Raw genomic sequence first — 22,460 nt, forward strand, 5'->3', positions numbered from 1 at the left:
GTGATAGATAAGCCCTTGTAAGGGAGTCACGTCATGAACCAAGCCTATCTCGACCACCTGTCTGAAATTCTCGCAGGGATCGATGCCGACGGGATGATGAAGCAGGAACGGTTGATCACCTCGCCCCAGGGCAGCGAGATCACCGTCGGTCGGCGTGACGTGATCAACCTCTGCGCCAATAATTATCTGGGTCTCGCCGATCATCCCGACCTGATCGAAGCGGCGCGGGCCGCGTTGGCGCCCAAGGGCTTCGGCATGGCCTCGGTCCGCTTCATCTGCGGCACGCAGGACATTCACCGCGAATTGGAGCAAAAGCTGGCGCAGTTCCTCGGCAAGGACGATTCAATCCTCTTCGCCGCCTGTTTCGATGCCAATGGCGGGCTGTTCGAGCCGCTGCTGAGCCCCGAGGATGCGGTAATCTCCGATGCGCTCAATCATGCCTCGATCATCGACGGGATCCGCCTCTGCAAAGCCAGGCGCTACCGCTATGCCAACAGCGATATGGAAGAACTCGAAGCGCAGCTCAAAAAGGCGCGCGAGGACGGGGCGCGGTTCATCATGATTGCCACCGACGGTGTGTTCAGCATGGACGGCTATCTTGCCAAGCTCCCCGAGATCACCGCGCTGGCCGAGCGATACGACGCTCTGGTGATGGTCGATGATTGTCACGCCACCGGGTTCATGGGGCCGAAGGGCGCGGGCACGCCTGCCCATCACGGGGTCGAGGTCGATATCCTCACCGGCACGCTGGGCAAGGCGCTCGGCGGTGCGATCGGTGGCTATATCGCCGGGCCGCAGCCGGTGATCGACCTTCTGCGTCAACGGGCAAGACCCTACCTGTTCTCCAATTCGCTGCCCCCCGCCATCGTCATGGCCGGGATCAAGGCGCTGGAACTGGTGGAACAGGGCGACGAGCTGCGGGCGCGGCTGTTCGAGAACACCGAATATTGGCGCGCCGGGCTGGACCGGCTCGGCTTCGACCTGCTGCCGGGCGAACATCCGATCGTGCCGGTAATGCTCGGCGAGGCGGGCAAGGCGCAGGAAATGGCGGCGCGGCTTTTCGAGGAGGGCGTCTATGTCTCCGGCTTCTTCTACCCAGTCGTGCCGCGCGGTCAGGCACGGATCCGCACCCAGATGAACGCCGCGTTGAGCCAGGCGCAGCTTGACCAGGCGCTTGCAGCTTTCGAGAAAGCCGGAAAGGCCTGCGGGGTGATCCAATGAGCAACGAGATGAAGGCGCTGTCGAAGCTTCATGCGCGCGAAGGCCTCTGGATGACCCGCGCCCCGGTGCCGGAGATCGGCGCCGATGACGTGCTGATCAAGATCAACAAGACCGGTATCTGCGGCACCGATATCCATATCTGGAACTGGGACGAATGGGCGCAGAAGACGGTGCCCGTGCCGCTGATCACGGGGCATGAATTTGCCGGTGAGATCGTCGAGCTCGGTGCCAATGTCGAAGGGCTGAGCATCGGCCAGCGTTGCTCGGGCGAGGGGCATCTGATCGGGACGCAATCGCGCCAGAGCCGGGCGGGCAAGTTCCATCTCGACCCCGCGACACGTGGGATCGGCGTCAACGAACAGGGAGCCTTCGCGGAATATCTGAGGCTGCCCGCGTTCAACGTGGTGCCGCTGCCGGACGGGATCAGCGACGATATCGGCGCGATCCTCGATCCGCTGGGCAATGCCGTGCATACGGCGCTGAGCTTCGACCTCGTCGGGGAAGACGTGCTGATCACCGGTGCCGGTCCGATCGGCATCATGGCGGCGGCGGTGGCACGTCACGTCGGGGCGCGTCACGTGGTGATCACCGATGTGAATCCCGACCGCCTGGCACTGGCCGAGAAGGTCGCCGATGTGGTCACGGTCAATGTCGCGGAGGAAGAGCTGGCTCCGGTCATCGCACGGCTGAAGATGAAACAGGGTTTTGACGTCGGACTCGAGATGAGCGGCAACCAGCGTGCGCTCGACCAGATGGTCGAGGCAATGACCATGGGCGGACGCATCGCGATGCTCGGCATCCCGCCGGGCAAGAGCCCGGTGGACTGGAGCCGCATCGTCTTCAAGGCGATCACCATCAAGGGCGTCTATGGCCGGGAGATTTTCGAGACCTGGTACAAGATGATCGCGATGCTGGAGAACGGGCTCGATGTGTCCGGGATCATCACCCATCGCTTTCCGGTGGACGAGTTCGAAGCTGGTTTCGCCGCGATGAAATCGGGGCAGTCGGGCAAGGTGGTGCTCGACTGGCGCAAGGCATAGCGGGCCTGTCGCGCAGCCCGGCCGGTGAGCCAGAGAGCCGCGTTCCGATGCGGCTGAGGGCGGCGGTCGCGCGGCTGGTGCATGGCGTCGCCTGGCGGGCGGAATACCTGCTCGACCGGCTGCGCGGCCAGCGCGATCCGCGGGTCGTCATCGAGCCCTATATCGGCTATGCGGACCCCGATCACCTGGTCCTGCGCGGCCGGGTGCTGACGGCGTTGCGCCGTCACAAACCCGCGCCGACGCAATCGCTCTGGCTCAATTTCAAGCAGATGCTGTCGCTGTTCCTCACCGATGAAGTCGCCGGTGTCGAGCTGCAGGCGCGCGGGGTCACGGCGATCAGCGACGAGGAGGGCTATTTCACCCTGCTCCTGCCGCGCGAAGCCCGGATCGGGGCGGGCTGGCGCGAGATCCCTGTCAGCATTCCGGGTCGCAAGGGCAGCGCGATCTGCCCGGTGCTGATCGCTTCGCCAGAGGCGCGTTTCGCGGTGGTCTCGGATATCGACGATACGCTGCTCAGAACCGGCGCCTATTCGCTGCTGCGCAATCTCTGGACCTCGCTGACCGGCAACGCGCTGACGCGGCGTATCTTTCCCGATGCGGTGACCTTCATCCGGAGCCTGTCGCAGGACGGGCTGAACCCGGTCTATTACGTCAGCTCGAGCCCCTGGAACCTGCATCATTTCCTGACCCGGATCTTCGCAAGGGCCGGGCTGCTGCGGGGGCCGAAGTTCTTGCGCGATCTCGGGCTCAGCAAGACCCAGTTCATCACCGGCAGCCATGGCGATCACAAGGGCAGCAGCATCAACGTGCTGATGGCTGCCAATCCGGATCTGGCTTTCGTGCTCATCGGCGATACCGGGCAGAAGGATGCCTTCGTCTATCGCGACGCGGTGGCGCGGCATCCGGGGCGGGTGGCGGCGGTGGTGCTGCGCGAACCGGGGCCGGGGCCGGATGCCGCGAGTTCGCAGGCGATGGCGGAAATCGCCGCGCTCGGCGTAACGCTGCTGCATGGCCCCTCCTTCGAGGGCTTCGCCGCCGAGCTGCTGGCGGAGCCGGTGTCGCGAAAGGCACATCAGGCAATGTGACGCGGCGCTGACGCTGCGTCCTTCGGTGATTGTGCTCAGACCACGTCGAACTGCAGCGGCTTGATCTGCTTGAACATGCCGGTTTCGTGCAGCTTTGCGATCACCGAGGCGGGCACTTCCTCATCGACATAAAGCAGGGCGATGGCCTCGCCCTTCGCGGCCTGCCGACCAAGCGTGAAATTGGCGATGTTGACGCCGTTCGCGCCCATGGTCTGCCCGAGCGTGCCGATGATCCCCGGAACATCCTCGTTAGAGGTATAGAGCATATGGGCGCCGACCTCGGCATCGATGGTGATGCCCTTGATCTGGATGAACCGCGGCTTGCCGTCCGAGAACACCGTACCCGCGATCGAGCGTTCGCGTTTCTCGGTGACGACGGTGACCTTGATGTAGCCATCGAAAACGCCGGACTTGTCCTGGTTGGTGGTGCTAATCTGGATGCCCTTCTCGCGCGCCACGACCGGAGCGGAGACCATGTTCACATCCGGATTGGCGCGTTTCATGATGCCCGCCACGACACCGCAGTTCAGCGCCTTGTGGTTCATCGCGGCAACCGACCCGTCATAGAGGATGTTGATCGCCTTGATCGGCTCGTCGGTCATCTGCCCGATGAAGGCGCCGAGGTGATCGGCGAGCTTCACCCAGGGTCCCATGACCTTGGCTTCCTCGGCCGTGACCGACGGCATGTTCAGCGCGTTGGTCACGGCACCGGTCAGCAGGTAATCCGACATCTGCTCGGCCACCTGCAGCGCCACGTTTTCCTGCGCTTCGGTAGTGGCGGCGCCGAGATGCGGCGTGCAGACCACGTTGGGCAGGTTGAACAGCGGGTTCTCGGTCGCCGGTTCCTGCGCGAAGACGTCGAAGGCCGCACCGGCGACATGGCCCGATTTCAGCAGCTCCGCGAGCGCCTCCTCATCGACCAGCCCGCCGCGGGCGCAATTGATGATGCGTACGCCCTTCTTGGTCTTGGCCAGCGCTTCGCGGCTCAGGATATTGGCGGTCTGCTCGGTATAGGGCACATGCAGGGTGATGAAATCGGCGCGCTTGAGCAGCTCGTCGAGCTCGACCTTCTCGACGCCCATCTGCTCGGCCTTTTCCTCGCCCAAGAAGGGATCATAGGCCACGACCTTCATCTTCAATCCGCGTGCACGGTCGCAGACGATGCCGCCGATATTGCCCGCACCGATCACGCCCAAGGTCTTGCCGGTCAGTTCGACGCCCATGAACTTGGACTTCTCCCACTTGCCCGCATGGGTCGAGGCGCTGGCCTCGGGGATCTGCCGGGCCACGGCGAACATCATCGCGATGGCATGTTCGGCGGTGGTGATCATGTTGCCGAAGGGCGTGTTCATGACGATCACGCCCTTCTTGGAGGCGGTCTCCTTGTCGATGTTGTCGGTGCCGATCCCGGCGCGGCCGATGACCTTGAGGTTCGGCGCAGCGGCGAGGATTTTTTCGGTCACCTTGGTGGCCGAGCGGATCGCGAGGCCGTCGTAATCGCCGATGACCTCGGCGAGCCGGTCCTTGTCCTTGCCCAGATCGGGCTGGAAATCGACGTCGATGCCACGGTCGCGGAAGATCTGCACGGCGGCTTCCGACAGGCTGTCGGAGATGAGTACTTTGGGAGCCATGTTTGTGGTCCTTTGCAAAAATATGGGGGCAGGGGCAGCGTGCTGGGTCACGCGCCTGCTGGAATGTTTTACGCGTTGATTTCGGTCTCGAAAGCCCATGCGAGCCAAGGCAGCATCGCCTCGATATCTGCCGTCTCGACCGTGCCACCGCACCAGATGCGCAGGCCCGGAGGGGCATCGCGGTAAGCGCCCACGTCGAGGGCCGCACCTTCAGCCTCCAGCCGCTTGGCCACGGCTTTGGCAAAGGCTGCACCGTCCTGAATGCGGTCATCGGTGAACTTGAGGCAGACCGAGGTGTTGGACCGTGTCGCCGGATCGGTGGCGAGGAAGTCGATCCAATCATGCGCGTCAACGAAATCGGCAATCGCCTTGGTGCTGGCATCGGCCCGCGCGATCAGCCCCTTAAGACCGCCCACGGATTTCGCCCAGTCCAGCGCCTGCAGGTAGTCTTCGACGCAGAGCATCGACGGGGTGTTGATCGTCTCGCCCTTGAAGATGCCCTCATTCAGCTTGCCGCCTTTGGTCAGGCGGAAGATTTTAGGCAGGGGCCATGCGGGAGTGTAATTCTCAAGCCGCTCAACCGCGCGGGGGGAGAGGATCAACATGCCATGCGCCGCTTCGCCGCCTAGCACCTTCTGCCAAGAGAAGCTCGTCACATCCAGCTTGTCCCAAGGCAGGTCCATCGCGAAGGCTGCCGAGGTGGCATCGCAAAGGGTCAGACCCGCGCGGTCGGCGGGGATCGTATCGCCATTGGGCATCCGCACGCCGGAGGTGGTGCCGTTCCATGTGAAACAAACATCATTGTCATAGTTCAACGCGGCCATGTCGACGATCTCGCCATATTCGGCGGTGTGTACCTGTGCTTCGATCTTCAGCTGTTTGACCACATCGGTGACCCAGCCTGCACCGAAGCTTTCCCAGGCCACCATCTCCACGGGGCGTTCGCCGAGCAGCGACCACATGGCCATCTCGAATGCGCCGGTGTCCGAAGCGGGCACGATGCCGATGCGGTAGTCCGCAGGCACACCCAGCACGTCGCGGGTGGTGTCGATCGCTTCCAGCAGTTTCGCCTTACCGGGTGCGGCACGGTGGCTGCGCCCCAGCGGTGCGTCCGCGAGCATGGTCAGATCGAATGTGGGGATTTTGGCGCAGGGGCCAGAAGAAAAACGCGGGTTTGCCGGTACGGCAACGGGTTTCGTGACCGGCCGCGTTGCCGGTTGTTCAATAGCCATTGATGCTACCCTCTCAGATATGCGCCCTTCGTTGGGGAAGGGTGTCCCGCCTACAGGGGTAGGGGGTGGACCGCGCTGGCACAAGTCGGAAAATGCAGCTATAGCGCCGCTTGCAATGCTCATTGCGACATCTCTGGCGCGCATCGGAAACTTTTGAATGTATATTGCCCTTCTGCTCACCTCTCCTCTCGCCCCCGCTCTCGATCCGGCCTTGGTCGAGAATCTCCGCAATGCGTGGGGCGGCGGCGAGGCGATCTGGCTGGCACCGGACGAGACGGCAGAATTTTCCCTTGCGCGGATGCCGGCGAACCGTTGGCAGGTCTGGGAAGAATGTCAGGCGATGGGGGTGGACCTCGTGGTGTTGCCCCGCGAGGGTCGGCGCAAGAAGATGCTGTTGGCCGATATGGACAGCACCATGATCGAACAGGAATGTATCGACGAGCTGGCCGATGTGGCCGGGTTCGGTACGCAGGTCAGGGCGGTCACCGCGCAGGCGATGAACGGCGAACTCGATTTCGACGCGGCGCTCAAGGCACGGGTCGCCCTGCTGAGGGGGCTGCCCGAGACTGTAATAGACGAGGTGCTTCGCACGCGGATCACCCATATGCCCGGTGGGCCGGCGTTGCTGGCCACAATGAAGGCCGGTGGCGGCCATGCGGCGCTCGTCTCCGGCGGCTTCACCGCCTTCACCGGTGCGGTTGCCGAGGCGCTGGGTTTTGACGAACACCGCGCCAATCTCCTGCTGGCCGAGAACGGGCGGCTCACCGGCGATGTCGGGATGCCGATCCTGGGCAAGCAGGCCAAGGTCGATGCGCTGCGCGAGATCACCGCGCGGCTCGGCATCGACACGCAGGATGTGCTCGCGGTGGGCGACGGGGCCAATGACCTCGGGATGCTGCATCTTGCCGGGCTCGGCGTGGCGCTCCATGCCAAGCCGGTGGTGGCGGCGGAATGCGACATACGGATCAATTTCGGCGATCTGACCGCGCTTCTCTACCTGCAGGGCTATGCGAAAGACGAATTCCTCGGCTGAGCTGCTTCCGGCGCGGCCTCTCTGCGCACGGCAAGGTAGCTTTTCGCCCTGTCGTGGGTCACACTGTCCGCGTTGGGGACATTCTTTCGAGCATTCACCGGATTTGTCGGCGCGGGTCTGCCCCGCGGCAGCACCCGATGTCACGCAGAGGAGGAGAAATCATGCCAGAGTTCATTTTTGCCTATCACGGCGGTCAGAAGCCGGACACGCCCGAAGCGGGGGAGAAGGCCATGCAGGCCTGGAAATCCTGGTACGAAGAAATGGGCGACAACGTCGTCAACCCGGGCAATCCGGTGGGCATGTCCAAGACCGTGGGGGCCAGCAAGGTGACTGATGATGGCGGTGCCAACCCCCTGTCGGGTTTCACCATCGTGCGCGCCGCGGATATCGACGCGGCCTGCAAGATGGCGGGGGGTGCCCGCTGGTCGCCGATGACAGCGGCACCGTCGAAGTGGCGCCGCTGATCGAAATGTAGGCGTCTGGAACCGGGCTCAGGTGAGCGCGGCGGCCGGTTTGATCATCCCGGTCTCGATCCCGCGCCGGTTGTGGATCGGGGCGTTCATCCGCTTCAGGGTCGCCGGATGCGCGGCGTCGAGCTCACCGAGCTTCACCAGCAGCGCGGCGATGGCGCATTCGGCGGCGCGGGTGGTCCCGTCCGCGGCCTTCAGCGCGATGCCGAGCTTGCGGTGCGGGAGGATCGCGACGAAGAACCCTTCGGCGCCGGTCTTGAGCGCCACACGACCCTCCATGGCGCGCATCAGCTCGGTGCAGGCGCGCCGTTCGCCCGCCACGAGTTCTGGATGCAGGCGCATCGCCTGATGCAGACGCGCCTCCGGCGAACCGTCGGGCGCGGCGGCGAAATGTGCCATCGCGCGGGCCATGCCCTTGAGCGTGCAGGCAAAATTCGGCGCCGAACAGCCGTCGATTCCGTAGCCCGGCGACGTTTCCCCGGTGACCCGCTCGAAAGCCTCGAGACAGGCGCGCTGCACCGGATGATCGGGCGCGACATAGTCGGGCCCGGCACCGAGATGCGCGCCAAGCGTCAGGAAACCCGCATGTTTTCCCGAGCAATTGTTATGGATCTGGCAGGGTGTCTCATGCGCGCGGATCAGATCTTCCCGTGCCGCGCGATCGTCTGGCACCTGCGGGCCGCAGCGAAAGTCGTCATCGCTCATGCCGAGGGTGTCGAGCCAGTTCGCCACCCTGTCGGTATGGATCGCAGCGCCCTGATGCGAGGCGCAGGCAAGGGCGAGCTGCTCGGTCCCGAGGCCGAGCTTGTCTGCGGCACCGGAGGTGAGCAGCGGCAGGCCCTGGATCATCTTCGCCGAGGACCGCGGCAGGATCACCTTGTCCGGATCGCCCCAGCTTTGCACGATGGCACCGCTGTCGTCGCAGATGACGGCATGACCCGCGTGCACGCTTTCCAGAAACGGTCCGCGCCAGATTTCGGCGAAGGGGACTGGCTCAGTCATTTTTCCATCCTTTTCGTGGGCGAAATCCTGCCAATCAGGGTTTCGTGTGTCGCGTGTTTGCCGTTATTGTGTTTGTTGTCGAGGAGATTGCAGGCACATGCAAGAGAGCGCCCCGGCAAGGCAAGCCGGACGGTGTCTGGGGTAGTGATTGAGGTCAAGGACGGCTGGAGACTGGACAGATGGGAATAGTGAAAACGGTTGGATTCGCAGCGGCGATCGCGGCAGGCATCGCGAGTGTGGCCTGGGCTCAGGACCAGAGCACGAATCGCGTTGCGGCGAAAACCGACTGGAGCGTATTCGTCGAGGATAACCCGACCGAATGCTGGAGCGTCTCGACCCCGAAGGAATCGGTCAATTCGCGGGACGGCCGGGTGGTGGCGGTGAATCGCGGCCAGACCCTGTTGATGGTCTTCTACCGCCCTTCGGCGGGGGCCAAGGGTCAGGTGGCCTTTACCGGCGGCTATCCCTTCGCCTCGGGTTCGACCGTCAGCCTCGATATTTCGGGCGCCTCCTACGAGATGTTCACGGAAGGCGAATGGGCTTGGCCGGCGACCAGCGAGGATGACGGGAAGATCATCGCCGCGATGAAAAGCGGCGCCGATGCGGTGCTGACAGGGATGTCCGGCCGTGGCACCCAGACCAAGGACACGTTTTCGCTGCTCGGCTTCACCGCAGCGGTCGAGGATGCCGCCAAACGCTGCAGCGGCTGATCCCCTGCGCAGCGCAGCGTCCCGGCAGCCTCGCTTTCGCGGGGCTGTTTTCTTTTGATCTGGGCGCGAACACCTATATAGGGGTGCCTTGCCCCGCTATTGGAGATTCGTCATGTCAGCCTCCGGCCCCGTTTCCGCCCCCATCACACAGGATGTGATGACCCTGCCGCGCAAGCTGCCGGACGGACCGATCAATCTGGTCGGCCTGACCCGGGAGGCAATGCGCGACACCTTGATCGCCCATGGCACGCCGGAAAAACAGGCGAAGATGCGGGTCGGCCAGATCTGGCAGTGGATCTATCAATGGGGCGTGCGCGATTTTGATTCCATGACCAATCTCGCCAAGGGCTATCGCGCCCAGCTGGCGGAGCAGTTCGTGATCGAGGTGCCCGAGGTCGTGACCCGTCAGGTCAGCGAGGACGGCACCCGCAAATATCTCGTGCGGATCGCGGGCGGTCATGAGGTCGAGGTGGTCTATATCCCCGAAGAGGGGCGCGGTACGCTCTGCGTCTCCAGTCAGGTCGGCTGCACGCTGACCTGTTCCTTCTGTCATACCGGCACGCAGAAGCTGGTGCGCAATCTCACCGCTGCCGAAATCATCGGTCAGGTAATGGTGGCGCGCGACGATCTCGACGAATGGCCTGAAATCGGCGCGCCGAAGGACGAGACGCGGCTGCTGTCGAACATCGTGCTGATGGGCATGGGCGAGCCGCTGTACAATTTCGAGAATGTGCGCGACGCGATGAAGATCGCCATGGATGCCGAGGGCATTCAGCTCAGCCGTCGGCGCATCACCCTGTCGACCTCCGGTGTCGTGCCCGAAATTCACCGCACCGCAGCCGAGATCGGCTGCCAGCTCGCGGTATCCTTCCACGCGACCACGGACGAGGTGCGCGACAAGCTGGTGCCGATCAACAAGCGCTGGAACATCGAGGAATTGCTCGACGCGCTGCGCGCCTATCCCAAGGTCAGCAATTCCGAGCGGATCACCTTCGAATACGTGATGCTGCAGGGGGTCAATGACAGCGACGAGGACGCGTATCGGCTGATTGAGCTGATCCGGGGTATCCCGGCCAAGATCAACCTGATCCCGTTCAACGAATGGCCCGGCGCGCCCTACAAGCGGTCTTCCAACAACCGCATCCGCGCCTTTGCCGACATCATTTACAAGGCTGGCTACGCCTCCCCGATCCGCACCCCGCGTGGCGAGGATATCATGGCGGCTTGTGGACAGCTCAAATCGGCCACCGAACGCGCCCGCAAGTCGCGCAAACAGATCGCCGAAGAGGCCGGGCTGACCGGATAGGGCGCGCCGACCCGCCTTCGGGCGGGCCGGGTGACGTGTCAGGCCGGGGTGGAACGCCCCGGGACTTCCTCACGCGGCGGTGCCACGTCCCAATTCTCGATCAGCTCCATCGCCTCGTCCGCTGTCTCGACAAAGCGGAACAGGTCGAGATCCTCTGCCGAGATCGTTCCGGCATCGGCCAGCGCGTCCCAGTTGATGATCTTTTCCCAGAAATCGCGGCCGAACAGCAGGAAGGGGATGCGCTGCATCCGTCCGGTCTGGATCAATGTCAGCGCCTCGAACAATTCATCCATCGTTCCGAAACCGCCGGGGAAGACGCAGACCGCCTTGGCCCGCATCAGGAAATGCATCTTGCGGATCGCGAAATAATGGAAATTGAAGCACAGGTCCGGGGTCACGAATTCGTTGGGCGCCTGCTCGAAAGGCAACACGATGTTGAGCCCGATCGAACGCCCGCCCGCATCGACCGCGCCCCGGTTGCCGGCTTCCATCACGCCGGGCCCGCCGCCGGTGACGATGACATTCTCGCAGCCATCGCTTTCCATCGACTTCAGCGTCATCAGCCGGGCGAATTCACGGGTTTCGTCATAAAAGCTCGACAGATCGGCCAGCGTCTGGGTTCGCGCCGTATGTTTGAGCGAGGGCGGCGGGATTCGCGCGCCGCCGAACAGCACGATGGTCGAGGTGATGCCATGCGCGTCGAGCATCAGCTCCGGTTTCAGCAATTCGAGCTGCAGCCGCACCGGACGCAGCTCGGGCCGACACATGAAATCCTCGTCCGTGAAGGCGAGACGATAGGCCGGGGCGCGGGTCTGCGGCGTGTCTGGCACATCCTTGGCCTGGGCCCGGTCGGTATGGGCATTGCGCAAGGGGTGGCGGGCGGCATCGTTCATCAAGCACTCCGGTTCTGCTAGGGGGACATATCCCTTTATCGCCAGTCTGCAACGTATCGACAGGATTGACACGCAGCTTTTGCAAATTCACCGGGTGGATTGGTAAAAACCTCGTCAAAACAGGCCTTTTGCAGCCGAGCCCGCAGCGCGGCCGCCTCGGAGATTGCGCGACGTCACCCGGACTTGTATAGCGCTGGGAACGCATAATTCAGCAGCCGGAGATCAAGACAATGTCCAACGCCCAACTCGAGACCGCTATCGAGGCCGCCTGGGAGACCCGCGAGCAGATCACCTCGGCCACCACGGGCGAGACCCGCGATGCCATCGAGGAGACGCTGAACGCGCTCGACAGCGGCAAGCTGCGCGTGGCCGAAAAACAGGATGACGGCGATTGGAAGGTCAATCAATGGGCCAAGAAGGCGGTGCTGCTCGGCTTCCGCATCAAGGACATGGAGCATCACGAAGGCGGCCCGCAGGGGGGCGGCTGGTGGGACAAGGTGGACAGCAAGTTCAAGGGCTGGGGCGATGCGGAATGGAAAGCCGCAGGCTTCCGCGCCGTGCCGAACTGCGTCGTGCGCCGCTCCGCCTATATCGCGCCCGGCGTGGTGTTGATGCCCTCTTTCGTCAACCTCGGCGCGCATGTGGATGAAGGCACCATGGTCGATACCTGGGCAACCGTCGGCTCCTGCGCCCAGATCGGCAAGAACGTGCATCTCTCCGGCGGCGTCGGCATCGGCGGTGTCCTGGAGCCGATGCAGGCCGGTCCGACGATCATCGAGGACAATTGCTTCATCGGAGCCCGCTCCGAAGTGGTCGAAGGCTGCATCGTGCGCGAGGGTTCGGTGCTCGGCATGGGCGTGTTCATCGGCCAATCTACCAAGATCGTAGATCGCGAGACCGGCGAGATCATGTATGGCGAAGTGCCCGCCGGGTCGGTGGTCGTGGCCGGGTCGATGCCCAGCAAGAACAACGTCAATCTCTATTGCGCCGTGATCGTGAAGCGCGTCGACGAGCGCACCCGCTCCAAGACCTCGATCAACGAATTGCTGCGCGACTGACCGCATTCCCCCGATGCCCCCTCCGGTGCGCGTCTGACGCGCCGGAGGGGGAACTTCTTACATTTTCGTGAGTTTCTCCTGCGATATGAACAAGGAGTGATATCATGGAGGGATTGGGGTGGTTTGCCGCGATTATCGTCGGCGGCCTGGCTGGTTGGATAGCTGAGAAGATCATGAAGTCCGATATGGGGCTGATCATGAACATCATCCTCGGTATTATCGGGGCGCTGGTTGCCAACTGGATTTTCATGCTGATTTTCGACGCCACATTGGGCGGCTGGATCGGTCAGCTGGTTGTCGGTGTGATCGGGGCCTGTCTGTTGATCTGGGTCGCGAGATTGATACGCGGGCGCGCCTGACCCTTTTCAGACCGGATGGAACAGGATAGGGCTGCCGCATCTAAAATGCGGTGGCCCTTTTCATGTCCGATCCCAAAAAACCTAAGAAAGCCTCGCGTCAGCAGGTCTATACCCTGTTGGTCCAGATCGGCCGCAAGGACGGCGATGGGCTGCCCGACAAGGCGACCGGTGCGGCGCTGATGTGTTTCGCCTCCGGTATCGACGAGGCCGAAGCGGTGCGTGAGACCGTGGCGATTCTCAAACAGGCGGAGACCAACCCGCTCGACGTAACCGGCTATGGCACGCTTTCAGAGCGCGAGGCCGATGGCCAGGAGATCGACGCGGAGGAACGTGCCCTGATGCAGCGCGCACTTGAGGAAAATTCGGTGATTATCGCGCAGATGACCCCTTTCTTCGACTGATTTTTCGCAAGACCGCGGGCGCGTCAGAGCGCTCACTCGCGCGGAACGGCTGTCCAGAACGGGTGCTCACCGAACTTGATGGGGCTGCCACGCAAAGCATTTCGCTTGCAACCAAACCCCCGCCGCGCTTTTTTCGCGACAGAAGCAAGACCGACATGCCGCCGCCAAAGGAGCCACCAATGTCTGATCTCGACCCGGTTGACCTGACCGCCAAGCTGGTGCGCTGCGCCTCCGTTACCCCGGTAGAGGCAGGCGCGCTCGAATTGCTGCACAGGCTGCTGAGCGAAGCCGGTTTCGATTGCGCCTGGGCCGACCGCGGCGAGGTGCGCAACCTGTTCGCGCGTTGGGGCAGCAAGGGCAACGAACGGATTTTCGGGTTCAACGGTCATACCGATGTGGTGCCGATCGGCAATGAGGCGGATTGGACGATGCCGCCTTTCGGGGCCGAGATCAAAGACGGCGTGATGTATGGCCGGGGCACCACCGACATGAAATCAGGCGTCGCGGCCTTTGTCGCCGCGGCGGTGGATTTCGTTCGCGACACGCCGCCCGACGGCGCGATCGTGCTGGCGATCACCGGCGACGAGGAAGGCGATGCGGTGGACGGCACCACGGCGCTGCTCGATTATATGACCGCCGCGGGCGAGCGGATGGATGTCTGTCTCGTGGGCGAGCCGACCTGTCCCGAGCGGATGGGCGAGATGATCAAGATCGGGCGGCGCGGCTCGATGAACGCGCATTTCCGTGTGATCGGGAAACAGGGACATTCGGCCTATCCGCACCGCGCCAAGAATCCGCTGCCTGCGATGATGCGCCTGATGGACCGGCTGGCGAGCCACGAGCTCGATCAGGGCACCGAACATTTCGATGCCTCGACACTCGCGGTCGTCACCGTCGATACCGGCAACAAGGCCACCAATGTGATCCCCGCCCAATGCAGCGCCACCATCAACATCCGGTTCAACGACGCCCATTCCGGCGCCAGCCTGTCGGGCTGGCTGCAGGCCGAGGCGGACAAGGTCGCGACAGAATTCGCCATCGAAGTCGGATTGCAGATTACCATCTCCGGCGAGAGCTTCATCACCCCGCCGGGTCCGCTTTCGGATCTGGTCTCGCGCGCCGTGGCGGCGGAAACGGGGGTGACGCCCGAGCTGTCCACCAGCGGCGGCACATCGGATGCGCGTTTCGTGCAGCATCATTGTCCGGTGGTCGAGTTCGGCCTCGTCGGGCAGTCAATGCATCAGGTCGATGAACATGTGCAGATCGCGCATATCCGGCAGCTCAAGGCGATCTATTCCCGCATCCTGCGCGATTATTTCGCATGAGCGTCAAGATCGGTCTGAGCGATGACATCGCCGCCTGCCGTGCCCTGCGCCGCGTGGTGTTCATCGAGGAACAGCAGGTGCCCGAGGCCGAGGAGATCGACGATCTGGACGGGGTCGCCCTGCATCTGCTGGCGCGTGAGGGCGGGGTCCCGGTGGGCAGCGCGAGGATCATCCTGCAGGGAGAGACCGCCAAGATCGGCCGGGTCTGTGTCCTGAAATCGCATCGCGGCACCGGGCTCGGCGCGGCGTTGATCCGCGCAGCGCTGGACGTGGCGCGCGAACAGACCGGCGTTGCCCGGGCAAAGCTTGGCGCGCAGATCCATGCGCTCGGGTTCTACGAGAAGCTCGGCTTCGTCGCGACGGGTCCGGTGTATCTCGATGCCGGGATCGAGCATCGCGACATGGTGCGGGAGCTTTGAGACCGACACTGGTCGTGATGCTGAAGGAGCCACGTCCGGGCCGGGTCAAGACGCGGCTGGGGCGCGACATCGGCATGGTCGAAGCCGCCTGGTGGTTTCGCCATCAATCCGCCGCCCTGCTGCGCCGCATCGAGGATCCGCGCTGGCGGCTGGCGCTGGCCGTGACACCCGACAGGGCCGGGCTGCAGAGCCGCGTCTGGCCCGGGCATCTGCCACGCTGGGCGCAGGGGAGAGGCGATCTCGGGGCGCGGATGGCCCGGATGCTGCGCCGTGCCGGGAGCGGACCGGTCTGCGTGATCGGGGCGGATATTCCCGGCATCAGGCGCTATCATATCGCGCAGGCCTTCGCGGCACTCGGCGCGCATGACGCGGTCTTCGGCCCGGCGGGCGACGGGGGTTATTGGCTCGCCGGTCTGAAACATGGGGCCCCCGCGCCGCGCTCTCTTTTTCGCAATGTGCGCTGGTCTGGCCCCCATGCGCTGGAGGACACCATCGCTTCGCTGCCGGGATTCAGGATCGCGCAGGTTGCGGAATTGCACGACGTCGACACGATCGACGATTTGTCCATGACGACGCCCGGGGTGCGTGCTACCTCAAAGGTATGAGCAAAATACCTTCCAAAGCCGAGATCCTCGAATGGGTCACTCAGAACCCCACCCTGACCGCCAAACGCGACATTGCCAAGGCCTTCGGCATCAAGGGCGCGGCGCGGATCGACCTCAAACGCCTGCTGAAAGAGCTGGAGGCCGAGGGGCATCTCGAAAAGCGCAAGCGCAGCTATCAGGATCCCGACCGGCTGCCGCCGGTCTCGGTGCTGCTGGTGACCGGGCCGGACGGGAATGGCGATCTTTTCGCAAAGCCGCTGGAATGGCATGGCGAGGGGGTCGAGCCTGTCGTGCTCGTTCTGCCGCGCGCTTCCGATCCGGCGCTGGGCGAGGGCGACAGGATACTGGCGCGGCTGACCCAGGTCACCGGCGAGGATCATCATTACGAGTCGCGGCTGATCCGCCGCATCGGCACCAATCCGAAGAAGGTGCTGGGAATTTTTCGCAAGGGTGAAGAGGGTGGAAGGATCGTGCCGATCGACAAGGGCGCCGATCTGGAATGGATGGTCGGGCGGGACGCCACGCATGGCGCACAGGACGGCGAGTTGGTCGAGGCCGAACAGGCCGGGCCGAAGGCGCGGATGGGCCTGCCGCGCGCGCGGATCATCGAGCGGCTGGGCGACCCCTCCGCGCCGAAGGCCGTGTCGCTGATTGCCATCCATCAACACGGCATTCCCGACGATTTCCCGGACGATGTGATTGCCGAAGCCGATGCCGCCAAGCCGATGGGGCTCAAGGGCCGCGAAGACCTGCGCGATCTGCCGCTGATCACCATCGATCCATCGGACGCGCGCGATCATGACGACGCCTGTTATGCCCATGCCGACGAGGACCCGAAAAACGAGGGCGGTCACGTGGTCTGGGTCGCCATCGCCGATGTCGCCGGGTATGTGACGCCCGGCTCGGCGCTCGACCGCGAGGCGCGCAAACGCGGCAATTCCACCTATTTCCCCGATCGCGTGGTGCCGATGCTGCCGGACCGGCTGTCGGGCGATCTCTGCAGCCTGCACGAGGGCGTGCCGCGTGCCTGTATCGCGGTGCGCATGGTGCTGGATGCCAAGGGCGAAAAGCTCGGTCACAGTTTCCATCGCGGGCTGATGCGTTCCCCTGCCTCGCTGCATTACGAAGAGGTGCAGGACGCGATCGACGGCAATCCGAATGACCGGACGGGGTCGCTGCTGGAGCCGATCCTGAAACCGCTCTATGCCGCCTATGGCGCGTTGAAGGCGGCGCGTGCGCGTCGCCAGCCGCTCGACCTCGATCTGCCGGAACGGCGCGTCGAACTGGGCGCGGACGGCAAGGTCAAGTCGATCAACTTCCGCGAAAGGCTCGATGCGCATCGCCTGATCGAGGAGCTGATGGTGCTGGCCAATGTCGCGGCCGCCGAGACCTTGCTGGCCAAGAAGGTACCGTTGCTGTTCCGTATCCATGAGGAGCCGACACCGGAAAAGCTCGAGGCCCTGCGCGAGACCGCCCAGGCAGCCGGATTCACCCTGGCCAAGGGGCAGGTGCTGCAGACCGCGCATCTCAACAAGCTGTTGAACGATGCGGCGGGAAGCGATGATGCCGAGCTCATCAATCTCTCGACCCTGCGCTCGATGACCCAGGCCTATTACGGGCCGCAGCATCTGGGGCATTTTGGCCTGGCCCTGCGGTCCTATGCCCATTTCACCTCGCCGATCCGACGCTATGCCGACCTGATCGTGCATCGGGCGCTGATCACCGCGCATGGCTGGGGCAAGGATGGTCTCAGTCCCGAGGCGATCGAGGATCTGGAACAGACCGGCGCGCATATCTCGGATACCGAGCGCCGCTCGATGATGGCCGAGCGGGACACGACCGACCGCTATCTCGCCGCCTATCTCTCCGAACGGGTGGGCAACGAGTTCACCGGGCGGATCAGCGGCATCGCCCGGTTCGGGGCCTTCGTGAAGCTTGACGAGACGGGGGCCGACGGTCTGCTGCCGATGCGGGCGCTGGGGCGTGAATATTTCGTGCATGACGCTGAATCCCAGACGCTGATGGGCTCGGACAGCGGCACGATCATCGGCCTCGGCCAACGGGTCACCGTGCGGCTTGCCGAGGCGGTGCCGGTCACCGGGGGCATCGCGCTGGAACTGATCGAGATCGAGGGCGCCAAGATCGCGCAGGGGCGGCAATCCCCGGCGGGGCGCAGTCCGCGACGCAAGGGGGTAAAGGCCAAGCGCAAGGTCACCAGAAGCCGCCGCTGAATCGTCGATCGGCAACACTTCGCGGAAGCCGCGCATCGGCCTTTTTGCGCCACAGAATCGCGGTTAGGCTTCGGAAAACGCGAACCGAGGGGGCAAGCGATGCGACGTATTCCGTGGACGATCCTGACAATCAGCGGCGCCCTGCTGGCGAGCGGCGCGGCGGCGGCGGAGCTTGGCAGCTCGCTGCGCCCGGTGACCCGGGCGGGAGATGCCACGCAGGTCAGCGCCGGCGCACCGGCGAAGCCTGTCGTCGCGGCCTCCGAAGCCGCCAGCGATGGTTCGCAAGAGGGGCTGGAGCGTTGGATCGCCGCCTTCCGGGAAAGGGCGCTGGCGCAGGGGATCAGCGCGCAGACCTTCGATCAGGCGCTCGGCTCGGCGCGGTATGAACCCGACGTGATCCGCCGCGACCGCAATCAGTCGGAATTCACCAAGACGATCTGGGATTACCTCGAAACCGCGACATCCGAACTCCGGGTCAAGAACGGTCGCGCGGCGCTGGCGCAGCATGAACGCACCCTGACGCGGATCGAGGCGCAATACGGGGTCGAGAAAGAGGTGGTCACCGCGATCTGGGGGCTTGAAAGCGCCTATGGCAGCTATCGCGGCGGCAACCTCGTGGTCGATGCGCTGGCGACGCTGGCCTATGACGCGCGCCGCGCCGCGTTTTTCGAGGGCGAACTGCTCGGCGTGTTGAAGATTCTGCAGAGCGGCGATACCTCCCGCAGCCGGATGACCGGAAGCTGGGCCGGGGCGATGGGGCATACGCAATTCATGCCATCGTCCTATCTGGCCCATGCGGTGGATTTTACCGGCGACGGGCGGCGCGACATCTGGGGCGACGATCCGAGCGATGCCCTGGCCTCGACCGCGGCCTATCTGAAACATTTTGGCTGGACCGCGGGCCAGCCCTGGGGCGTCGAGGTGATCCTGCCGGAAGATTTCGATTACCTGCTGGCCGACCGCAGCATCAAGAAGAGCCCGGGCGACTGGGCGGCGCTGGGAGTGCGGGACATCCATGGCAAGCTGGTGGCGGATCATGGCGAGGCCTCGCTGTTGTTGCCCGGCGGTGCTGCCGGGGCGGCCTTTCTGATCTTCGACAATTTCGCGGTGATCGAGCGCTACAATACCGCGGATGCCTATGTGATTGGGGTCGGACATCTGAGCGACCGGATCGCGGGTGGCGAAAAGATCCGTTCCGACTGGCCGCGCGATGACCGGGCATTGAGCTATGACGAGCGGATCGAACTGCAGACGCGGCTGACCGATGCCGGTTTCGATACGGAAAAGATCGATGCGCGGATCGGGCCGCTGACGATCAATGCCGTGCGCCGGTATCAGCAGGCGCGCGGGATGGTGCCCGACGGCTATGCCTCGCTGCGCCTGCTGGAACGGCTGCGCGAAGGCTGACAGCGCCCCCCTGACATGAAAGCGCCGGGAGCATATTCTGCTCCCGGCGCTTCCTTTTCGCATTTCCGAGGATCCGCTCAGCCCGGCGACAGGCCGCGCAGCCGTTCGGAACGGCGGCGCAGCATCTCGACAACGGTCAGCAGGCAGATGGAGATCCCGACCAATATCGTCGCCACCGCGAGGATCGTCGGGCTGATCTGCTCGCGCAGGCCGGTGAACATCTGCCAGGGCAGGGTCTTCTGACCGGCCGAACCGACGAAGAGCACCACGACCACCTCGTCAAAGGAGGTGATGAAGGCGAAGAGACCGCCGGAGATCACGCCCGGCATGATCAGCGGCATCTGTACCCGGAAGAAGGTGGTAACCGGGTTGGCGCCCATATTGGCCGCGGCGCGGGTGAGCGAGCGGTCAAAACCGACCAGTGTCGCGGTAACGGTGATGATCACGAAGGGAATGCCGAGCGCGGCATGGGCGAGGACCACGCCGATATAGGTGCCCTGCAGGCCGATGCGGCTGTAGAAGAAATACATCCCCGCGGCCGAGATGATCAGCGGCACGATCATCGGCGAGATCAGGATCGCCATGATGGCGCGGCGGAAGGGCACATGTGGCTGGCTCAACCCGATCGCGGCGAGGGTGCCGAAGCCGACGGAGAGCAGCGTCGCGACCGGGGCGATCTGGATCGAGTTGCGCACCGCCTGCTGCCAGTCCGGGTTGTTGAAGAAGTCACGGTAATGCTTCAGCGAATAGCCCTCGGGGTCGAAACGCAGCATTTCCGGCGTGAAGGTGAAGAAATTCTCGGCGTTGAAGCTGAGCGGCATGACCACCAGGATCGGGGTGATCAGGAAGACGAGGATGGCGCCGCAGATTACCCGGAAAGCATAATGCCACAGCACCTGACCGGGGGTCAGATAGGGCACCAGCTTGGCCCGGTAGCGTCCCTCGTAGAGCCAGAAGATCAGCCAGCCGAAGAACAATCCGAACAACCCGCCGATGATCGCAGCCGGGATGCCGCCGATCAGGAAGCCGCCAATCGCCATGACGAGCACCAGCCCGTAGCGCCCGAGCTTCTCGTTGCCGAGCAGTTCGGCGAGCACATAGGCCAGCGCGCCCATGATAACCGCCCCGAGGATCAGCCCGATGAGGCCGTTGCCCTGCGCGGTGCCGACCAAGAGCCCGGCAAAGGCGCCGAAGGCGGCAACGACCGAGGCATAAAAGGAGGCGGATGTGCGTGAAATGGGTGTCAGTGCGGCCATGATCAACCTCCCAGCTTGACGTTGTCGATGCCCACGATCTTGTCATAGGCATAATAGAGCAGCAGCACAGCCGCGAGCAGGATGCTGCCCAGTGCAGCGGCCAGACCCCAGTTCAGCGATTGCGAGATGTGATAGGCGATCCGGTTCGAGATGAAGGTACCCGAGGTACCGCCGACGATTTCCGGCGTGATGTAATAGCCGATCGCCAGGATGAACACGAGGATCGACCCCGCCCCGATGCCGGGCACCGATTGCGGGAAATAGACCCGCCAGAACGCTGTCCAGTTGGTCGCACCCAGGCTCTTGGCGGCGCGCAGGTAGCTTGGCGGGATGGTCTGCATCACCGAGTAGAGCGGCAGAATCATGAAGGGCAGCAGAATATGGGTCATGGCGATGATCGTGCCGGTCTGGTTGTTGATCAGCACCAGACGGTTGGCGGTGTCCACGAGGCCGAGCCAGACCAGCGTGTCGTTGATCACCCCCTGCTGCTGGAGCATCACCTTCCAGGCGCTGGTACGCACCAGCAGCGAGGTCCAGAAGGGCAGCAGCACCAGGATCATCAGCAGGTTGGCGGTTCGGGCCGGCAGGTTGGCCAGCAGCCAGGCGACCGGGTAACCGAGCAGGATGCAGGAGGCGGTGATCGTCAGCGACATCACCAGCGTGCGCCAGAACAGCTTGAGATAGAGCTGTTGGTTTTCCGGGCGCATCTCGACCCCGTCAACGGTGCGTTGCATGTCGATGGCGTTGAGGAAATAGCCGCTGGTCAGTTTCGGCGAGTTGATGCGGATCGTTTCCCAGACCTCGGGGGTCAGCCAGTCCTTGTCGATATCATCGAAGGCGGCCTTGTAATCGACGGTCTCGAACGTGCCGACCGCTGCGGCGGCTTCGGCCAATTCGGCGGCGCCGGGGCCCGCGTAACCGCTGAGCTGGGCTTCGGAAGTGCCGCTGAGGTCGTCATAGAGCGCCGAATAGACCAGCGCCCAGGGATCTTCCTTGGCGAGATTGTCCTCGTCGACATTCTGCACGAAATTCGCAAAGACGCGGAATTTGGCGGCGGTCTCCGGCAGGATCTCCTCGATCCCTTCACGGATCTCGAAACGCGGCTGGCGATCGCCGGTGGCCGGATCCCAGGTGGCCATGTCTTCCAGCCAGCTGTCCGAACCCATCATCTTGTTCCAGTTCTCGCCGTCCTTCCAATAGGCGTTCAGGTCTTCGAACTGGTCCTGATAGACCTCGCCCATGTCCTCGACCTTGCGGCCGGATTTGCGGAACAGGGAGGACATGCCGGTCAGCTCGTAGTTCAGCCGTCCGCCGAGCACGGTATGGGTCTTGCCCTCCTGAGCGATGAACATGTCTTCGTAAAGCGCCTTGAACACCGCGTCACCCGGCACTTCGCTGCTGTCAGGGTCCCAATCGGCGAGCGCCACGGTGGTGCGCGGCAGGGTGTTGGACACGATGTCATTCTCGACCGAGCGGAACAGCATGTCGGCGATCGGCGCGATGAAGGTGAGCAGGACAAAGATCAGAAGCGGCGCGATCAGCATCAGCGCGCGCATCTTCTGCATTCTGAGCGCACGGTTGAGTGAGCGTTTGAGCGGTGTGCCGTCGGCGGCGAGGACCGGGCCCTTGGCCTGGGCATCGGCCATGCGCAGCGCGTCATCGGGCGTCGGCGCTCGCTTGGCTGTGGTTGCGTCTGTCACGTCACTCATGTGGGCCTCGCAGGCTGGGTCGGTCAGGGAAGGAAAAGTTACTAACGAATAAAAGGGGTGAAAGGGG

General features: G+C 63.8%; 20 protein-coding genes and 1 pseudogene. 15 read left to right on the plus strand and 6 right to left on the minus strand.

From position 1 onward, the window contains the following. Positions 1-33 precede the first annotated feature (33 nt). The 3 genes from ACFSUD_RS16645 to ACFSUD_RS16655 are packed head-to-tail and all read left to right on the plus strand — an operon-like array spanning position 34 to position 3,346. On the plus strand, positions 34-1,221 hold the full coding sequence (locus ACFSUD_RS16645) for a glycine C-acetyltransferase (protein ID WP_386375634.1): 1,188 nt from the start codon (positions 34-36) through the stop codon (positions 1,219-1,221). After that, positions 1,218-2,261: an L-threonine 3-dehydrogenase gene (gene tdh, locus ACFSUD_RS16650; protein WP_386375635.1), complete on the plus strand. Its 1,044-nt coding sequence runs from the start codon at positions 1,218-1,220 to the stop codon at positions 2,259-2,261. Before ACFSUD_RS16645 ends, tdh begins: the two co-directional genes overlap by 4 nt. 47 nt (positions 2,262-2,308) lie before the next feature. Beyond that, positions 2,309-3,346: a phosphatase domain-containing protein gene (locus ACFSUD_RS16655; RefSeq protein WP_386375636.1), complete on the plus strand. Its 1,038-nt coding sequence runs from the start codon at positions 2,309-2,311 to the stop codon at positions 3,344-3,346. A gap of 35 nt (positions 3,347-3,381) precedes the next feature. Here ACFSUD_RS16655 and serA read toward each other — a convergent pair whose 3' ends face one another. Both serA and ACFSUD_RS16665 read right to left on the minus strand, forming a co-directional pair. Then, positions 3,382-4,977, minus strand: coding sequence for a phosphoglycerate dehydrogenase (serA, locus tag ACFSUD_RS16660; protein WP_386375637.1), 1,596 nt, complete (start codon positions 4,975-4,977; stop codon positions 3,382-3,384). Between the two features lie 68 nt (positions 4,978-5,045). Continuing rightward, entirely contained in the window at positions 5,046-6,209 is a 1,164-nt protein-coding gene (locus ACFSUD_RS16665) for a phosphoserine transaminase (RefSeq protein WP_386375638.1), read from the minus strand. 157 nt (positions 6,210-6,366) lie between these two features. Here ACFSUD_RS16665 and serB point away from each other — a divergent pair, with 157 nt between their 5' ends. Both serB and ACFSUD_RS16675 read left to right on the plus strand, forming a co-directional pair. Further along, the gene (serB, locus tag ACFSUD_RS16670; RefSeq protein ID WP_386375639.1) at positions 6,367-7,242 is read left to right on the plus strand and encodes a phosphoserine phosphatase SerB; all 876 of its coding nucleotides are present in this window, start codon (positions 6,367-6,369) and stop codon (positions 7,240-7,242) included. A 161-nt stretch (positions 7,243-7,403) separates the two neighbouring features. Next, positions 7,404-7,717, plus strand: a pseudogene (locus ACFSUD_RS16675) (YciI family protein). A gap of 16 nt (positions 7,718-7,733) precedes the next feature. Here the strand turns inward: ACFSUD_RS16675 and ACFSUD_RS16680 are convergent. Next, on the minus strand, positions 7,734-8,714 hold the full coding sequence (locus tag ACFSUD_RS16680; RefSeq protein WP_386375640.1) for an asparaginase: 981 nt from the start codon (positions 8,712-8,714) through the stop codon (positions 7,734-7,736). Between the two features lie 179 nt (positions 8,715-8,893). Here ACFSUD_RS16680 and ACFSUD_RS16685 point away from each other — a divergent pair, with 179 nt between their 5' ends. Further along, positions 8,894-9,424, plus strand: a complete 531-nt coding sequence (locus ACFSUD_RS16685; RefSeq protein WP_386375641.1) for an invasion associated locus B family protein — start codon at positions 8,894-8,896, stop codon at positions 9,422-9,424. Between the two features lie 112 nt (positions 9,425-9,536). Then, complete coding sequence (gene rlmN / locus ACFSUD_RS16690; protein WP_386375642.1) at positions 9,537-10,730, plus strand: 23S rRNA (adenine(2503)-C(2))-methyltransferase RlmN; 1,194 nt, start codon at positions 9,537-9,539, stop codon at positions 10,728-10,730. Positions 10,731-10,768: 38 nt separating this feature from the next. Here the strand turns inward: rlmN and ACFSUD_RS16695 are convergent, their stop codons facing one another. After that, on the minus strand, positions 10,769-11,623 hold the full coding sequence (locus tag ACFSUD_RS16695) for an LOG family protein (protein WP_386375643.1): 855 nt from the start codon (positions 11,621-11,623) through the stop codon (positions 10,769-10,771). 230 nt (positions 11,624-11,853) lie between these two features. On the opposite strand from ACFSUD_RS16695, the gene dapD reads away from it, so the two are divergent. From dapD to ACFSUD_RS16735, 8 genes are all read left to right on the plus strand, one after another. Next, positions 11,854-12,681, plus strand: coding sequence for a 2,3,4,5-tetrahydropyridine-2,6-dicarboxylate N-succinyltransferase (gene dapD, locus ACFSUD_RS16700; protein WP_386375644.1), 828 nt, complete (start codon positions 11,854-11,856; stop codon positions 12,679-12,681). 104 nt (positions 12,682-12,785) lie between these two features. Then, entirely contained in the window at positions 12,786-13,040 is a 255-nt protein-coding gene (locus ACFSUD_RS16705) for a GlsB/YeaQ/YmgE family stress response membrane protein (RefSeq protein ID WP_386375645.1), read from the plus strand. Between the two features lie 62 nt (positions 13,041-13,102). Next, entirely contained in the window at positions 13,103-13,441 is a 339-nt protein-coding gene (locus ACFSUD_RS16710; RefSeq protein ID WP_386375646.1) for a hypothetical protein, read from the plus strand. Between the two features lie 179 nt (positions 13,442-13,620). Beyond that, on the plus strand, positions 13,621-14,766 hold the full coding sequence (gene dapE, locus ACFSUD_RS16715; RefSeq protein WP_386375647.1) for a succinyl-diaminopimelate desuccinylase: 1,146 nt from the start codon (positions 13,621-13,623) through the stop codon (positions 14,764-14,766). Then, complete coding sequence (locus ACFSUD_RS16720) at positions 14,763-15,185, plus strand: GNAT family N-acetyltransferase (protein WP_386375648.1); 423 nt, start codon at positions 14,763-14,765, stop codon at positions 15,183-15,185. The genes dapE and ACFSUD_RS16720 overlap by 4 nt, the downstream gene beginning before the upstream one ends. Then, the gene (locus ACFSUD_RS16725; protein ID WP_386375649.1) at positions 15,182-15,790 is read left to right on the plus strand and encodes a TIGR04282 family arsenosugar biosynthesis glycosyltransferase; all 609 of its coding nucleotides are present in this window, start codon (positions 15,182-15,184) and stop codon (positions 15,788-15,790) included. The genes ACFSUD_RS16720 and ACFSUD_RS16725 overlap by 4 nt, the downstream gene beginning before the upstream one ends. Continuing rightward, positions 15,787-18,021, plus strand: coding sequence for a ribonuclease R (gene rnr, locus ACFSUD_RS16730; protein ID WP_386375650.1), 2,235 nt, complete (start codon positions 15,787-15,789; stop codon positions 18,019-18,021). Before ACFSUD_RS16725 ends, rnr begins: the two co-directional genes overlap by 4 nt. Positions 18,022-18,120: 99 nt before the next feature. Further along, positions 18,121-19,428, plus strand: coding sequence for a lytic murein transglycosylase (locus ACFSUD_RS16735; RefSeq protein WP_386375651.1), 1,308 nt, complete (start codon positions 18,121-18,123; stop codon positions 19,426-19,428). Positions 19,429-19,505: 77 nt separating this feature from the next. Here ACFSUD_RS16735 and ACFSUD_RS16740 read toward each other — a convergent pair whose 3' ends face one another. Both ACFSUD_RS16740 and ACFSUD_RS16745 read right to left on the minus strand, forming a co-directional pair. Continuing rightward, positions 19,506-20,684: an ABC transporter permease gene (locus ACFSUD_RS16740; RefSeq protein WP_386375652.1), complete on the minus strand. Its 1,179-nt coding sequence runs from the start codon at positions 20,682-20,684 to the stop codon at positions 19,506-19,508. A 2-nt stretch (positions 20,685-20,686) separates the two neighbouring features. Beyond that, complete coding sequence (locus tag ACFSUD_RS16745) at positions 20,687-22,393, minus strand: ABC transporter permease (RefSeq protein ID WP_386375653.1); 1,707 nt, start codon at positions 22,391-22,393, stop codon at positions 20,687-20,689. Positions 22,394-22,460 lie beyond the last annotated feature (67 nt).

Source organism: Sulfitobacter aestuarii, assembly GCF_042685005.1.
Lineage (GTDB): Bacteria > Pseudomonadota > Alphaproteobacteria > Rhodobacterales > Rhodobacteraceae > Sulfitobacter > Sulfitobacter aestuarii.